Annotated in this window: 12 protein-coding genes; 2 read left to right on the top strand and 10 right to left on the bottom strand. The window is 56.4% G+C overall.

From position 1 onward, the window contains the following. Window positions 1–6 precede the first annotated feature (6 nt). Window positions 7–1362: a metalloprotease PmbA gene (pmbA, locus tag Y017_RS09975; protein WP_035460573.1), complete on the bottom strand. Its 1356-nt coding sequence runs from the start codon at window positions 1360–1362 to the stop codon at window positions 7–9. Window positions 1363–1397: 35 nt separating this feature from the next. Between pmbA and yjgA the strand changes: the two genes are divergently transcribed. Then, window positions 1398–1937, top strand: coding sequence for a ribosome biogenesis factor YjgA (yjgA, locus tag Y017_RS09970; RefSeq protein WP_011587825.1), 540 nt, complete (start codon window positions 1398–1400; stop codon window positions 1935–1937). A gap of 26 nt (window positions 1938–1963) precedes the next feature. Here the strand turns inward: yjgA and Y017_RS09965 are convergent, their stop codons facing one another. From Y017_RS09965 to Y017_RS09925, 9 genes are all read right to left on the bottom strand, one after another. After that, the gene (locus Y017_RS09965) at window positions 1964–3472 is read right to left on the bottom strand and encodes a C13 family peptidase (protein ID WP_035460572.1); all 1509 of its coding nucleotides are present in this window, start codon (window positions 3470–3472) and stop codon (window positions 1964–1966) included. Window positions 3473–3488: 16 nt separating this feature from the next. Beyond that, window positions 3489–3950 carry a Crp/Fnr family transcriptional regulator gene (locus Y017_RS09960; RefSeq protein WP_011587823.1) on the bottom strand — a complete coding sequence of 154 codons (462 nt, stop codon included), beginning with the start codon at window positions 3948–3950 and terminating at the stop codon, window positions 3489–3491. Next, the gene (gene tldD, locus Y017_RS09955; RefSeq protein WP_035460571.1) at window positions 3950–5398 is read right to left on the bottom strand and encodes a metalloprotease TldD; all 1449 of its coding nucleotides are present in this window, start codon (window positions 5396–5398) and stop codon (window positions 3950–3952) included. The genes Y017_RS09960 and tldD overlap by 1 nt, the downstream gene beginning before the upstream one ends. After that, a complete protein-coding gene (locus tag Y017_RS09950; protein WP_051428752.1) occupies window positions 5385–6242 on the bottom strand; it encodes a carbon-nitrogen hydrolase family protein in 858 nt (285 codons plus the stop codon). Before Y017_RS09950 ends, tldD begins: the two co-directional genes overlap by 14 nt. Then, the gene (locus Y017_RS09945; RefSeq protein ID WP_035460569.1) at window positions 6239–10060 is read right to left on the bottom strand and encodes a YhdP family protein; all 3822 of its coding nucleotides are present in this window, start codon (window positions 10058–10060) and stop codon (window positions 6239–6241) included. The genes Y017_RS09950 and Y017_RS09945 overlap by 4 nt, the downstream gene beginning before the upstream one ends. Window positions 10061–10063: 3 nt before the next feature. Continuing rightward, window positions 10064–10645 carry a nucleoside triphosphate pyrophosphatase gene (locus Y017_RS09940; protein ID WP_011587819.1) on the bottom strand — a complete coding sequence of 194 codons (582 nt, stop codon included), beginning with the start codon at window positions 10643–10645 and terminating at the stop codon, window positions 10064–10066. 128 nt (window positions 10646–10773) lie between these two features. Further along, window positions 10774–11265, bottom strand: coding sequence for a rod shape-determining protein MreD (gene mreD, locus Y017_RS09935; RefSeq protein ID WP_011587818.1), 492 nt, complete (start codon window positions 11263–11265; stop codon window positions 10774–10776). Continuing rightward, on the bottom strand, window positions 11255–12109 hold the full coding sequence (gene mreC / locus Y017_RS09930) for a rod shape-determining protein MreC (protein ID WP_011587817.1): 855 nt from the start codon (window positions 12107–12109) through the stop codon (window positions 11255–11257). The genes mreD and mreC overlap by 11 nt, the downstream gene beginning before the upstream one ends. Before the next feature lie 5 nt (window positions 12110–12114). Further along, window positions 12115–13152, bottom strand: a complete 1038-nt coding sequence (locus Y017_RS09925; RefSeq protein WP_011587816.1) for a rod shape-determining protein — start codon at window positions 13150–13152, stop codon at window positions 12115–12117. Window positions 13153–13478: 326 nt separating this feature from the next. On the opposite strand from Y017_RS09925, the gene gatC reads away from it, so the two are divergent. Continuing rightward, the gene (gene gatC, locus Y017_RS09920; protein WP_011587815.1) at window positions 13479–13766 is read left to right on the top strand and encodes an Asp-tRNA(Asn)/Glu-tRNA(Gln) amidotransferase subunit GatC; all 288 of its coding nucleotides are present in this window, start codon (window positions 13479–13481) and stop codon (window positions 13764–13766) included. The last annotated feature ends 26 nt before the right edge of the window (window positions 13767–13792 follow it).

Genomic DNA, 13792 nt, shown 5'->3' with positions numbered 1-13792 from the left:
GGCAACTTATCGGCCAGCAACCTTAATGGGCGACAGCAGCAGAGACCCACAGGCAATATTGCCGCGATAGTCCACATCCGTACCGCTCCCTTGGATGCCTCTGAGCATCTCTCCCAGATGGCCGGCAATGGTAAACTCTTGTAGTGCACCTTTTACAACACCATTCTCAAACCAAAAACCGCTTGCCCCACGGGAGTAATCCCCGGTCACCAAATTAATACCCTGGCCCATGACTTCGGTAATTAGAATACCTTTGGGAACCTTGGCCATCAGCGCGGCCAGCGAATCACCGGTGTCAGTGAGACGCACATTACGTACCCCTCCGCCATTGCCGGTGGGAGCCATATTCAGCCGCCGGCTGGCATAGAGCCCCAACGCATACTGTTTCAGCACACCATCTTCTACAAACGCTTGAGGCCGCGTGGGCAGACCATCTCCATCGAAAGGCGCTGACGCGTTACCCGCCGGCAGGTGAGGATTTTCCGTTAGCTGAAAACCGGCCGGTAACACTGGCTTGCCCAGGCTATCCTGCAAAAAAGAACTACGGCGATAAAGTGCACCACCACTGATAGCAGACACCAGATGCCCGAGCAAACCTGAAGCCACCTCTGGCGCAAAAATCACCGGCAGCTCACCAGTCTCCGGCACTTGTGCCCCCAGGCGAGCCAGCGCGCGCTCACGAGCACGCAGGCCCACCTCTTCAGCTGAAGCCAACTGATCACCCACCCGTCCACCGTCATACCAATAATCACGCTGCATGCCGGCATCATCCTCTGCAACGACGCTGCACACGCGGCTATGGTTAGTGCCACGATAGCCATGTAGAAAACCTTCCGAGGTGGCATACACCCTTAGACTAGCGCCACTGTTCACTGACGCCCCTTCTGAATTGACGATACGAGCGTCATCACGAGCTACCGCTTCACAATGCAGAGCGTCCTCAATGGCGGATTGGGTATCCATGGCCCAGGGGTGGTACAGGTCTAGGTTCGCCACGTCGGTAGCCAGCTGATTGGCTGGCGCTAGGCCCGCATAACGATCCTCTTCGGTGTAACCAGCAATGGCCGTGGCCGCCGCTAAGGTATCGCGCAAACTGTCACGATTATCGTCGGAGCTACTGGCGTGACCTTTACGCAGACCCTTATACACGGTGACGGAAACCCCACGGTCACGGTGGAATTCCACCGTCTCCACCTCTCCCTGGCGCACATTTACCGAATAGCCCTGGGACAGGCTCACACCCACTTCCGCCGCATCGGCGCCCTGGCGTTTTGCCTCTTCTATCAGCCAGGCAGCAGTATCTTTTGCCTGTTCTAGCTGCGTATTGTCGAGTTCGGCTGTCGTTGCGGAGGAATCAGACATAAAATAGCGGTTCCATTGATGGGTATTAAACAGTTATGACCGAGTATAGCGACGAGCAAATCACCAGCAAGGGCCAGCAAAAACGCGAAGACAATGCCTTGCAAGAACTGGGTCTGTTACTGATGGACATGAAACAGGTAGAGCGCGAACGCTTGCCCCTGCGTGACGATCTGCAATATGCGCTGGCTGAAGCTACCCGCATCACCAGTCATGAGGCCCGCCGACGTCACGCTCAATACATCGGCCGGCTCATCCGCGAGACTAACAGCGAACAGATTATCAAAGCATTGGAATTGCTCAATGATCCCTTTCGACAACAGCGGCTCAGCAACTGGGTCGAGCAGATTGTTGCATGTGAACAGCTGAAAGACGCGGGAGCCACCCTACAACAAATTTTGGAATTCTTTCCTCACGGCGACCGTCAGCAACTACGCAATCTCACGCGCAATGCCCTGAAAGCTCAAGTCGAAGATCCGGCCACGGCTTCCACGGCAGAAAAAGACAAATTCAAACGCGAACGCCGCAAACTGATCAATTACCTCAACCAGCTGGATAAAACCGCACCGCTGTACTGACTCCACGAGTAGACTTGCAAGTGGAGTCAGGGCCTTACCGGAATCACCACTGCAGTTTTATCCGCCTGCCACCATTGCAAGAAGTTCCCGCCGACGGATTTCTGGGGCAAGGATAGGTCGTCATCTTCGGTGCCCCGCTCCTTTTCCATGAGCGAGACATTTTCTTCAGCCGCCTCAAACCAGGCGTCGGGGTCTTGGACCCCGGCCAGCATTGCTTCGCCATACAGCGCCTTACTGAACCAAGTTCGCTCGGAATCATCACCACAACCAAACGAGGTACGGTCCGCCGCAGCAGAGGAAAACACCACTCGCTCCGGTGAAGCCAAGCTTTCCACCCATTTACCCGAGTAACAGGCCGACACCACCAGCCATTGATGACGAGCAGCAAGCTCATCCAGCCACGCCTTACCATCAGCAACAGAAAGATTATTGAGCTTGAGGCTCTTATCATCCAGTACCAAATCCCCGTTGGGCGATCCGTGGCTAACAACATGCATCAGTAACAGATCTTCATTTGGGTCCATCAAGGCATCCAGCGCTTTAAGGCTTTCCTGGATACTAGTACGGGTGGCCAAGGGCAAATCATCACTGCCCCCATTAATCAAACGCACGTGCCGCCGCTTCAAATTAAACACAGAGTCCAGCCGTTGTGCGACCCAATCCACTTCACGGGCAAACACCGCTTCAGTGCCATCTCCGCCCACCACCAATAAATAGACATCACGCACGCCCGGCCGCTGGGGCGCCAGTGACGACAACACCGACTGCAAACGGCTTGATTCCGTGTACAGCCTCGCTTCCATGGCTGCCGCCTGCCGCTGCTTACGCTGACGCCAGGCCTTTTCGCTAGGGTAATAATCACCTCGCACAAAAAAACCCTTTTCCACCACCGCCGTTCCTCCATCATTGAAACGAGTGCGGGTACCAGGGCCTTGCGCTTTGCCCTTTTCAAAATCGGCCCGAATCACGGCGCCGTCCGGGCGTGTCAAAACACCTTTTCCCTCGAAGGTAAAAAAATCAAATTCACCCTGATAATGATAGCCTTCATCGTTGCGGTAGGAACCTTTGACCATGTAGCCATCGGCGAATGTCCCTTCAAACTGCTCCCCGGATGCAGTAACCCACAGCCCCTGCCCATGGGGTTGAAAATCGCGAAATTCACCCTGGTAGGAATTATCATCCAGATATTCCACTGAGCCTTTAATCAGTTCGCCATCTTTGAACTCTCCCTGCCAAGAAGCATCTTGGCAGGTGTAAGCGCCTTCGCCATTAAGAACACCATTAACGAACTGGCCCTCCTGAACACAACCGTCGCGTTCCTCCAACCGACCCTCGCCGGTCATTAGCCCGTCCTGAAACTCCCCTTTATAACGCCGGCCACCGGGCCAAGTCAGAGTGCCCTCACCGTGAAACAAATTGCTCTTTACATCACCTTCATACACAGCGCCATCGGGCAGGCGCACATCCGCAGGTAACTGTCCCGGATCACAGGCCGCCAGCAACATTAGCCACACAAACAGACAAAGCGTTCTCATAAGCAACGGCTCTTCATTAACCCACCGGCAGTTTAAATTGTGCCAGCTGGGACGATGTACGACGCAGGTGAGTGCATAACAGGCGAGCAATATTTTCCATCACCAAGCTCACCGCATGAGGGCTGCGTTTGCGTAACTGTTCAATCCCTTTGCGGGTCAACACAATCAAAGTAGCGTCTTCTGCGGCACGCACCGTTGCCGACCGTGGCTCATGATCCACCAATGCCATTTCCCCCATGCAATCACCGGGTCGCAGGTGGGCAATCACCACTTCACCGCCTCCCTCATTGTTCTTCACAATATCCAGGCAACCTCGCACCACAAAACAAACAAAATCGCTACGGTCCCCTTCGCGGCAAACCACATCACCCACTGGCACCCGATTGACGAACACTAGTTTTTCCAATATTGCTAATTCGTCCTCGCTCAGACCGGCAAACAGCCGCATACGCGACAGAATATCCAGCACCTGGGACATCAGGCCGTGCCTCCGACGGTCAAAGCATCCACGCGCAGCGTCGGCTGCCCTACCCCCACCGGCACGGATTGACCATCTTTACCGCACACGCCAATTCCAGAATCCAGCGCCAGGTCATTGCCGACCATGGAAATACCGCGCATGACTTCCGCACCACTGCCGATCAAGGTGGCGCCTTTCACCGGGCAAACAATTTTCCCTTTCTCTACCAGGTACGCCTCGCTGGTGGAAAACACAAAACGCCCGGAAGTAATATCCACTTGCCCTCCGGCAAAGTTCACCGCATAGATGCCACGGTCCAGGCTGGCAATGATGTCCTGCGGATCACTCTCGCCTGGCAACATGTAAGTATTGGTCATGCGAGGCATAGGCAGGTGCGCATAGGATTCACGGCGACCATTACCGGTAGGAGCCACCCCCATTAACCGAGCATTAGTTTTATCCTGCATGTAGCCTACCAACTTGCCGTTCTCGATCAGCGTGTTGCAAGCGGAAGGCGTCCCTTCATCGTCCACATTCAGGGAACCACGGCGGTCCATCAAGGTGCCGTCATCCACCACGGAGCACAGTGGTGACGCCACCTGTTCGCCCATTTTTTTAGCAAACATGGACGTACCCTTGCGATTAAAATCGCCTTCTAGTCCATGCCCAACCGCTTCATGCAACAACACGCCAGGCCAACCCGGCCCCAGCACCACCGGCATGGTGCCGGCTGGCGCCGCTTCTGCCTCTAAATTCAGCAGCGCACCGCGCACTGCTTCCCTAGTCCAGGTTTCAATACGCTCTTCTTGCAACAACCAATCGTAGGCAACCCGCCCACCGCCGCCGGCACTACCACGCTCACGGCGCCCTGCACGTTCAGCAATCACGCTCACATTGCAGCGAATTAACGGACGCACATCCGCGGCCAGCGTGCCGTCGCTAGCCACCACCATCACCACATCCTGCTCGGCACTGAGGCTGGCCGTTACTTCGACAATGGCCGGGTCCAGTGACCGGGCCATTGCATCGATACGCTGCAACAGGGCTACCTTCTCTGTTGCTGGCCAGTCTAGCAACGGATCCATGGCGCCATAGCGGGCGGGCGGGGCTGCACGGCTGGCCAGCTGAATTTGGCGATCCTGACCTTGCTGGGTAATCGCCCGGGCCGCGCCGCTGGCCTGCTGCAAAGCAGCCAAGGTAATGTCATCGCTGTAGGCAAAACCGGTTTTTTCTCCCTGCACAATACGGACACCGGCACCTCGCTCGGTATTGAAACTGGCATCGCGAACGATGCCATCTTCAAGAACCCACGCCTCATGACGACTATGCTGAAAATAAATATCAGCGTAATCCGCCTGCCCGGTGAGTTTGTTATTCAGCAGTGAAGCCAGGTGCTGGGTGTTCAGATTAGCAGGTGCAAGCAGCACCGATTCTGCAATAGAAAGAACGTCATCAGTTCGTGTCATAGGGGCCTTCAATACGTAATCGTTGATGCTGTTGCACCGGCATACGCTGCCGAAGCTCATACAAGGTAGCAAGGTCCAACGGCGTCACAAGTACACCCGGTGCATTCCCCAGACTTGCTACCACGTCACCCCAGGGTGACACTAGCATGGAATGGCCGTAACTGGCACGACGCGGGCTATGTTGCCCACACTGGTTGGCGCCCAGCACATAACAGCCCGTCTGCACCGCCGTCGCTCGCAGCAGCAGCTCCCAATGCGCCTTACCGGTTACCGCGGTGAACGCGGACGGGTATACCAACAGTTCTGCCCCGGCACTCGTCAGCCGCTGAGCCAGCGCGGGAAAACGCAGGTCGTAGCAAATCGCCAGGCCAACTTGAACACCGCCAAGCGGCGCGGTAACGATGGCTTCACCTGGCTCGAAAAAATCCGATTCTCTGTATTGGCCCTGGGCATCGTGTACCTGGGCATCAAACAGATGCAGCTTGTCGTAACGACCTACCACCTGACCTTCAGACGAAACCGCCAAAGAGCGAGTACGCACCCGTGGCGCCGACACGGGTTCTCCGTCAGGACGGGTCAACGAAGGGATGCTACCGCCAATAATCGCCATACCCAACCGGGATGCCTGCTCACACAGCCACTGTTCCAACCTTTCATACTCAGCGGCCAGTGCTCGATAATCGACGCCATAACCAGCAAAATTTTCCGGCAGCACCGCTAGGCTAGCGCCCTGGTCATGGGCCTCCTGTAACAGCTGAGCAGCCTGCTCTAGATTGGCCTTTGCACTTTCTACGCTGGTCATCTGTATTGCAGCAACGTGTACCACGGCATCTGGCTCCATCATTCGAAAATCCCTTCTGTCTCAGACACATCGGGGCCCGACCAGCTACCACTTACTCGGTACTCCATGGTCGCGGTCTTGTCCAATTCATCGCCCCATATTCGCTCTACCACAAAGATACCGGCACACGCAGCAGGTCCAGCCAAACACCCAGCATACAAGTTACTGGACAGGGGCAACGTGACTTCCATTTGATGGTTCAGGGTTTCTTTTTCAAGATTGATCGTCCCTTTCACGCGAATTGCCGCAGAAGGCGAATCAATCGCTAGGTTGCTTGTAGACACATGAGGCCCGTCGAGGGCGAAGTCCCCGGTGATGCTGTCGCAACTCAAGCCTTTTTTATACAGATCAGAGAAATCCAGTCGCAAGCGACGCTGGATGGTGCCCAGATTAAGGATCCCCAACAGCCGCAAGAACGACGTTTTGGTATCGGTATCGGGTATCCGGCATTCACCAATATCAACCCGGGCCTGACCGTTCAGGGCAAGATAGTTTGGCGCCAACGGCCATTGCGCCCACCCTAGCGACACCTTGGCTGTGGCATCTTCTGATTCAATCATTTCCGGTAGCCCCCAGGCGCGCAATGAACGGCCCAGATTCTCCGACGTCAGCGAGCCATTGAAGCGGGTGTACTGGGCGCCGTCATCCTCCGTCCAGTCCACCGTGCCCAGAATGCGGCTAGCCCGCCAACGGCCTTGCAAATCATTGATTCGCAGCCCCTGCTCTGTGGGGCGTAGTTCCGCCTGCCACTGGCCAAAATCCTCGCCATCGATACGCAAATTAGCTAACCGGGCGTTTACCGACGGCAAATCCATTGGCGACAAGGGCGCGCCGGATTGTGGATCAGCGCTGTCTGGCAAAGTCAGGTTCATCCGCGAGACGGATAGATCGAGCGGTACCTTGCCTCGGGCCGAAAACCCTTCAGGGATGGCCACCGAGCCGGCCACGGACGGGCTGCTCAACGCCAGATCCCAACCATTAGCACGGGGCAACACGGACAGACTTGCCTCCGGCACATCCACACCAAACAAATCCAGTGTGGCCACCTGCACATTAACCTTGTTCAACCCACCCTGCTGGGCCCCATTACCGCCACCGCCCGAAGCGTTCGAGTCCATGGCTGGCAGCAACTCATTGCTGACGAAATCAATCCACGCTTGCGCGCTGGCCCGAGCCAACCGCCCCTGCACATCGATGCCGGAAGCAGGGATGTGTGGAGTACCGACACCCAGTCTAACCCCACCCCGCACGGTTTCATTAAGAGCGAAAGCGCCGCGCACGGTATCACCATATTGTAACGCCAGATGTTGACCATTATGGGTAAGGTCCAGCGCCAGATTCCGCGATTGAGAGGCCGTCTTCCCCAGCGGAACAGGCGCATCCACTATGACGCCCTTAAGTGAAGAGGTGGCATGCAGGGCGAAAGAATTTCCCTGCCAAGGCACTTGGATTGCCATAGCCAACGGTAACGAGCCACTGGCCGGCGCCAGCCAATCGAAGCCCAACCAATTGCGCAACGACTCCACCGGCACTTCGCCATCCAAGGTCAGCGTGCTTTTACCCGATCCGGTAATCCATTTACCCGTCACCTCGCCGCCCAAAGTGGAGGCGCTAAGCCGTGACATTTGCAGCCCGTTACGCAAATGAAAATATACCGGCGCCTGTACGTCGGTGATAAGCAAATTACGCTCACGGTTTTCCACCTGCCCATCAGCCACGGACGCATTCACGATCACCATGGGCGAGGTCGACCCTTTCTTGAGTGGGATATTCAGGGTCAGCTGCCCTTTCATGTTACCGCCCAGATAGCGCCAGTCTTTTACCTCTTGGGGGAGCTGCTCAGCCAACGGCGTGTTCTGAAACACTGTATCCAGGTCTTCGAGCGGACCACTGACTTGGCCGGCCACAATCACGCTGGGGCCGCTCTCATCATCAAAAGCGGGCACGTCTACATGCACCTCGGTGAGCTGACTATTCAACAGGCTCCCTTGGCTGGCCACTCCTTGCACCTCACGACCATTAACCCACACATCCGCCTTAACACCAGTGGCCTCCGGCCAGTCCGGCAGAAACGACAGGCGCACATCGTCGGCCTGATAGCGCATCTGAAAAGTGCGGTCCTGCTGTCGACTTTTGTCGATTTTTACCGGCCCCTGATAGAGCAATTGCCCGCGCTGAAGATGACCATCGCCAATCGCTTGCGACAACCACCCGGACAGCCCATCCGGGAGCGGCTTCAGGGGAATGTAGTGACTGGCCCGCGCGCCATTTCCATCGTAAATTTCCGCGGCCAGACGCAGCTCGGGAATTTCTCCCGGGCGCAAGGTAACGGCCATCATGGCTTCGCCGTAGGCATCTGGGTTCACCACCCGCAAGCGGCTGGAGCGCACCGAGAGCGCCTCGCCCTCCCGCTGCCAACCAAACACGCCGGCCAGTTGGCCGCCCAGTGCATGATCGTACAGTCGCGGTAATTGCAGCGACACATTGTCACTGTAAAGGTGCGCCAACCCCTGATTCGGAGACCCTGCCACCCAGCCATTCAGCCCCTTAACACCAGGGATATTGTCATCCGCCTCGCTCGCCAGCCCAGCAAAACGCACCTGAAACTGCTCCAAGTCTCGCGCATGACCGCTCAGATACACCCCTTCCACTACTCCCCGGGGGGACGCCACCGCTATTTTTTCACGCCATTCACTGGCCAATTTCGGCAACGTAAACGGCCAGTCTTTGAATTGCTGAGTTATGGCATGCAAGGGCAACGCATTGGCCCGCAGCTGCCATTCACGCCGCTCGCCCTGGGTTTCCCATCGCAACGCCATATCCCCCAGCGTCAGCGGACCGGTAGGTGAGTTTCCTGTCAAATTGGATAGCGACAACGTGGCCTTCTGGTCCTCACGCAGCAGCGATGCCCGCAACGACAGGCCACTCAAAGGCAACACTGTATCTGCCTGGAATAGTGTCAGTGTAGGCACATCAACCTGCAGCTGCCCGGAGGTAGGCTCCCCCCCCTGCAGTGTCCCCCATAGGGCTACAGACGCATCCAGCGAGCCCAGTTCCAGCGGCATGGCGTCGATTTGAGGCAACCATTCGTTCAGCCGCTTGCCTTCAAAGCGAGTAAAAATATCCGCATCCACTTGATCCAACGTGTAGGCATCTTCATGCAGGTGAATTTTTGCCAGCAAAGACAGGGGCCGATCACGGGCCTCCACCCGCACCGCCAGCCGATGTTCGTCACCATCGTTGGTCATGGTGGCATCCAGCTCGGATGCTGCCAACGGTGGCATTCCTGGCCACTCTAAAGACAGCCGGGCATCGCTGATCGACAGTAATTGCTGTCGATAAAACAATTTTAGAATACGTTCCAACGGTGGACGATTATCAGGGTCACTTTGCCCAAGCACATCCAACCCTCGTAGACGAATCTTGCCGTCATCGCCGCGCACCAGACTCAAATCGACACCGCGCACACTGAGCTCTTCAAGCACCAGATCCCGGTGCCACAAGGAGCGCAAGACATCGATGCTAAGCACCACTTCGCCCAGCACCAAAGGCGCTTCGCCTTCGGGGGCTGGCAGGCGAATCTGGCGAGCCACAAATTGTGGCACCAACCCGGACATGGTTCCGTTCAGCTCGGCAATGGTTAGTGGGGTCTGGATGCGGTCTTCAAATATCTGCTCAAGGCGCTCACGGTAATCGGGCACCAACAACATAAGCTGACGCCCCACCACCACGTAAGCGGCCATCAGCAATAAAACTGTCGCGACCGTCCACCACAGGGAAGGAAAAAATCGGCGCCAGCGTGCGAAGCGGGTCAATACCATAAGTTAGTCGATTTGCCAGTAAGGAATGTCGGCCCATTCAAGCAGTTCCACCGTTTGCTCCAGCGGCAGGCCAACCACCCCACTGTAACTGCCAGACAACGACTCCACCAGTGCGCCACCCAACCCTTGAATGCCGTAACTGCCCGCTTTGTCGCGCCCTTCACCCGTGGCCACATAGACCTCTAGCCGGGCGGCTTCAAACGGTCGAAATTGTACGGTTGTTACCGTGTGACGCACAGCCTGCCGACCTTCACTGCACACACACACCGCTGAGATAACCTGATGAGACGTCCCACTCAGCTGCGTCAACATGGCCAGCGCCTCTGTATCATCGGCAGGCTTACCCAGAATTTGGTCTCCCAGTACCACCGCCGTATCAGCCCCCAACACAGCACCAGGCGTAGGCATACGAGCCTGGCCCACCAATGCCTTTTCGCGGGCCATACGTCGCACATAGTCCACTGCCGCCTCGGCCGACCGAGGCGTTTCATCAATGGACGGCGCCGGTAGCACCGTAAAGGGAACCGCAATCTGCTGAAGCAATTCAGCACGGCGAGGAGAACCGGAGGCAAGGTAAAGAATCATAGGGCCAGAAAAAATGAATAATTGATAAGGGAAAATGGATAGCGAAGAATTCTAACTACTCGTCATTGCGCCCACTGCATGACGACAGTTTCGTTATCAATTATCCATTATCAACTGTCAATTGCTCTTTAGCGTACTAGAAAGCGCAACTGAATCCAGCGTAACACCGCACATACCGGACGCCATACTAAAGCGCTGGACACAGAAGAATAGAGAATGGTGTAAGGCGGATACAAGGTACGGCCCACGGATTCCTGCACCAGGAAAGCCAGCAAGCTCACCGTACCCACCAACAAGAAAATCACAGCGCACTGCTGTAGCCCGTTGAACACTCGCATGCGCTTGTACGCAGCGAGCATCACAAAAGCGCCTAGCGCTGTCGCCAGGCCCCATTGTCCCAGCGTAGTCCCCACCAGCACATCGTGATAAAGCCCCACAAAAAAGCCCCACAACACGCCAATACGATGCGGCAGGACAAGTACCCAATACACCAGCACCAGTAGCATCCATTCCGGGCGAATCCAGTCAATGCTCGCAGGTAGAGGGATTACCTCCAGCAGAGCCGCCAACAGTAAGGTAACGATGATAACGCCGGTACCGGCAGGACGATCACTGACCATTGTCAGCCTCCGCTGGAGTCGGCCTAGCCTGAGGCGCTTGCGTGGGCTGAACCAGCAGCACATGGCTGGCACGATCAAGTTGGGCTGTGGGCCGCGCAGTAATGTGAGCAAACGGTGTGCCCGCCTGATGGTTCACCGAAGTTACGCTCGCCACCGGGTAACCTCGAGGATACAGCTGCCCTAAACCGGTACTCACCAACAAATCCCCCTGTTGAATGCCCGCCGTGTCAGGTACATATAAAAGCTTCAGTCCACTGGACTGCCCCACCCCGGCTAATACCGCGCGCACGCCATTACGATTTACCTGCACACTCATCGCGTGGCTGGCATCGGTAATCAACAGCACCCGTGAACTGAGCGGACCGGCATCCACTACCTGACCAATCAGTCCTTGGGAATCGAGCACCGCCTGGCCTCGGAAAACATTGTCTCCCGTACCCTTGTTGATCACGATTTCCTGGCGGTTCGGGTCGGGATCCACACCGATGATTTCTGCCACCAGTACATTGGCATCCAAGTCCGCCGAAGAATTAAGCAACTCACGCAACCGCACGTTTTCCGCTTCCAGCACCGCCAAACGCTGCACCTTCTGCTCCAGAATCAAAGCCTGACGCTGCAAGCGACGATTCTCGTCGAGCAGCGTGCCACGGCTTTGGGTCTGTTCGGAGAGCCATTCACCACTGTCTACCGGCAGGTGGGCCAGATAATGAATGGGCGCAGTCAGGTAGCCCAGCACATGTCGCACCGGGGCGGCCCAGGGGGTTCGCTGATCCAACACCATCATGACGACAGCAAGGACCAGCGCGATAATGACGCGGTAGGAGGATTTGGCCGGGGCCACCATGGGAATTAACCCATGGCCAGCATGTCAAAGCCTTGGCTGTCCATCAGCTCCAGTGCCTTGCCGCCGCCACGGGCTACACAGGTCAACGGGTCATCGGCAACAATCACCGGCAAGCCTGTTTCTTCCGAGAGCAGACGATCGATATCGCGCAACAAAGCTCCGCCACCGGTAATCACCAAACCACGCTCGGCAATATCCGAGGCCAGCTCAGGCGGAGAGGCTTCCAGTGCATTCTTCACCGCATTGACGATGGACGCTAGGGGCTCTTTCAGAGCCTCCAGAATTTCTTCGGAATTCAGCGTAAAGCTGCGCGGCACACCTTCCGCCAGATTACGGCCACGCACATCAATTTCACGGATCTCGGCGCCTGGGTAAGCAGTCCCTATTTCGTGTTTGATACGTTCAGCGGTGGACTCACCAATCAGAGAGCCATATTCCTTGCGCACAAACGCCACAATCGCCTCATCAAAGCGATCACCGCCGATACGCACGGACTCAGAGTAGACCACCCCGTTAAGAGAGATCAGCGCGATTTCCGTGGTGCCACCACCGATATCTACCACCATGGAGCCACGGGCTTCTTCTACGGGCAGGCCAGCACCAATGGCCGCCGCCATGGGTTCTTCGATCAAATACACATCACGGGCGCCAGCACCATAAGCGGAATCTTGAATGGCACGACGCTCTACCTGGGTAGATTTGCACGGTACACACACCAGCACGCGGGGCGCCGGCGGAAAAAACCCGGTGTCATGCACTTTCTTAATAAAGTACTGCAGCATTTTTTCGGTCACGTCGAAATCGGCGATAACGCCGTCTTTCATGGGCCGAATAGCCGTAATATTGCCTGGGGTACGCCCCAACATACGCTTAGCATCAGCGCCAACGGCCGCCACACTTTTCTGTGCACCATGGTGACGGATGGCAACCACGGAGGGTTCATCCAATACGATGCCGCGGCCACGCACGTAAATAAGGGTGTTTGCGGTCCCCAAATCGATGGACAAATCGGTGGAGAACATCCCCCGAATACGCTTAATCATGGACATCCTGGCCAGTTTCCTGAACTTTTCGCGAAAAAACGATGCCTAGCGGGAAAAAGCCGAGCATCTCATAAGATGGCGCAACTCTAGCAACGGCAAGGTCATTGGGCAAGCTGACATACTGTGGGTACAGTGGCCCCGGATAGGCGGTCTATGGTACTTTTTGCGCCTTTCAGCCCTTAGTGCCTGTTTGTAATCTATACGCAACCGCGCCGGCGTTCCTTTTTTCGTTAGATCGTGCTTGCGAACGCGCTGTGTAGCTGCTCTATATAAACAGGCTCTTACCCTCCACCAGCCTTCGGCGGGGGATGCTTACGGAGAGAACCATGGCCATTAATTCCAAGGTGGTTGCCCAGGTGGCCCATCTGGCACGTCTAAAAGTGGACCCCCAGGACAGCAACGCCCTGTCCGACCGTCTGAATGACATCCTCGCGATGGTAGACCAGCTGCAGCAGGCCGACGTGGACGGCGTGGCCCCCATGGCCCACCCGCTGGACGTTACTCAACCTTTGCGCGACGACGTAGTGACGGAACCCAACATCCGTGACAAGGCACTGGCCATTGCCCCGGCAGTTGAAAACGGCTGCTTCTTGGTTCCCCGGGTCATTGAATAAACATGACCGTTTAAAGGCGAAAGAAA

It is taken from the genome of Alcanivorax sp. 97CO-5, from assembly GCF_000524665.1.
GTDB lineage: Bacteria > Pseudomonadota > Gammaproteobacteria > Pseudomonadales > Alcanivoracaceae > Alcanivorax > Alcanivorax borkumensis.
Note: the sequence above shows the minus strand (reverse complement) of the source record. Positions and strands in the feature narration are given on the sequence as shown.

What these genes read in the sequence shown, in the direction of transcription:
- pmbA (WP_035460573.1), bottom strand. Translation starts at nt 1,362, where the DNA reads ATGTCTGATTCCTCCGCAACGACAGCCGAACTCGACAATACGCAGCTA.
- yjgA (WP_011587825.1), top strand. Translation starts at nt 1,398, where the DNA reads ATGACCGAGTATAGCGACGAGCAAATCACCAGCAAGGGCCAGCAAAAA.
- Y017_RS09965 (WP_035460572.1), bottom strand. Translation starts at nt 3,472, where the DNA reads ATGAGAACGCTTTGTCTGTTTGTGTGGCTAATGTTGCTGGCGGCCTGT.
- Y017_RS09960 (WP_011587823.1), bottom strand. Translation starts at nt 3,950, where the DNA reads ATGTCCCAGGTGCTGGATATTCTGTCGCGTATGCGGCTGTTTGCCGGT.
- tldD (WP_035460571.1), bottom strand. Translation starts at nt 5,398, where the DNA reads ATGACACGAACTGATGACGTTCTTTCTATTGCAGAATCGGTGCTGCTT.
- Y017_RS09950 (WP_051428752.1), bottom strand. Translation starts at nt 6,242, where the DNA reads ATGATGGAGCCAGATGCCGTGGTACACGTTGCTGCAATACAGATGACC.
- Y017_RS09945 (WP_035460569.1), bottom strand. Translation starts at nt 10,060, where the DNA reads ATGGTATTGACCCGCTTCGCACGCTGGCGCCGATTTTTTCCTTCCCTG.
- Y017_RS09940 (WP_011587819.1), bottom strand. Translation starts at nt 10,645, where the DNA reads ATGATTCTTTACCTTGCCTCCGGTTCTCCTCGCCGTGCTGAATTGCTT.
- mreD (WP_011587818.1), bottom strand. Translation starts at nt 11,265, where the DNA reads ATGGTCAGTGATCGTCCTGCCGGTACCGGCGTTATCATCGTTACCTTA.
- mreC (WP_011587817.1), bottom strand. Translation starts at nt 12,109, where the DNA reads ATGGTGGCCCCGGCCAAATCCTCCTACCGCGTCATTATCGCGCTGGTC.
- Y017_RS09925 (WP_011587816.1), bottom strand. Translation starts at nt 13,152, where the DNA reads ATGATTAAGCGTATTCGGGGGATGTTCTCCACCGATTTGTCCATCGAT.
- gatC (WP_011587815.1), top strand. Translation starts at nt 13,479, where the DNA reads ATGGCCATTAATTCCAAGGTGGTTGCCCAGGTGGCCCATCTGGCACGT.